The following is a 1,265-nucleotide window of genomic DNA, read 5'->3' as shown; positions in this document are numbered from 1 at the left end:
GGCGAAGTCAAGTAGTGGGGGCAACGCTGGGGTTCATGCCGCTGTGAGCAGCTGGTTCAGCCGGGTGGCTGGGGTCTCAAGGTTCAGGGTCGGTCGGGGTCGGCGGTTGAGTTTCGCCGCGACCAGGCGGAGATCCTCCGGAGTGTGAACGGAGAGGTCCGATCCTTTCTCGAACCAGAACCTCAAGAGCCGATTGGTGTTTTCATTACTGCCGCGCTGCCAGGGCGAGTGCGGGTCGCAGAAGTAAAGCGTTGTCTCAAGGGCAGTCTGGATCTGGGCGTACTCGGCCAGTTCCGTGCCGCGGTCCCAGGTGATTGACCGTCGTAGGTGGTCCGGGAGCTTGCCCATCTCCTGGATCATCGCGGCGGCCACGGTCTCAGCGCTGTGGTCCTCAGGTAGGTGGAGCAGGATCGTGAACCGGGTTGAGCGTTCCACGAGCGTGCCGATCGCTGTCCCATCGCAGCCGATGATCAGGTCTCCTTCCCAGTGCCCTGGCACTGCCCGGTCCTGAACCTCGGCCGGGCGGTCGCTGATCTTGAACGCCTCTTTGTAGGGACTGTTCTTGTACCGGTCAGCGGTATGAGGCACGCGTTGTTTCCGTTTCAAGCTGAGTTTCTCCGCCAGGTCTGCCCGCAGGCTTCCGCGACTTTGCACGTATAGGGCCTGGTAGATCGTCTCGTGGCTCACCTGCATAGTCTGATCATCGGCGAAGTAAAACGCTAACATCGAAGAGATCAGTTTCGGGCTCCACCCGTCATCCATCCACACCGCGATCAGTGAGCAGAGCGCTTCGTTGTCCACCAGTTTCAACGGCTTCGGTCGACGCCTGCCCTGATGCGCTCTCGCATGGGCAACCGAGGCGTAGTACACCCCGTCCGGGCTGGTATTGCGCTTGACTTCCCGCCAGACGACCGACTTGTTCCGGCCGATCGCCGCACCGATCTCGGAGTAGCTCATTCCACACCGCCGGCCCATCTGAATCATCCCTCGCTCAGCCTGCGACAGCCCTCGCTCACCCGGACCCTCCGCAGACGGTGCCGGATCCAGCAAACCACCAACATTGCTCATCCTCACTGTCATTTGCCCAGACTGAGCCCACCAGTTAGTTCCGGTGCCGCCCGACGCACCGACACGCCGGGCGGCACCGATCACCGACCATCCCGCACACACCAGATCAACAAACTCCGTACGCGCATTCACAGGAAACAACTTGACCATCAAACGCTCCATCAATCAGAGCGTTGCTTCGACCATATGACTTTGCC

1 protein-coding gene is annotated in these 1,265 nt (G+C 60.9%); it reads right to left on the bottom strand.

What is annotated here, in order from left to right; translation table 11 throughout:
- Window positions 1-33: 33 nt before the first annotated feature.
- On the bottom strand, window positions 34-1,068 hold the full coding sequence (locus Q0877_RS17035; RefSeq protein ID WP_299170037.1) for an IS30 family transposase: 1,035 nt from the start codon (window positions 1,066-1,068) through the stop codon (window positions 34-36).
- Window positions 1,069-1,265: the final 197 nt, after the last annotated feature.

Origin of the sequence: uncultured Arthrobacter sp. (assembly GCF_947495145.1) — a bacterium.
Classification (GTDB): Bacteria; Actinomycetota; Actinomycetes; order Actinomycetales; family Micrococcaceae; genus Arthrobacter_D.
The sequence above is the reverse complement of the archived record's forward strand: the minus strand, read 5'-3'. Positions and strand labels throughout refer to the sequence as shown.

Coding starts and splice junctions, on each gene's coding strand:
- Q0877_RS17035 (WP_299170037.1), bottom strand. CDS start 1,068: ATGAGCAATGTTGGTGGTTTGCTGGATCCGGCACCGTCTGCGGAGGGT.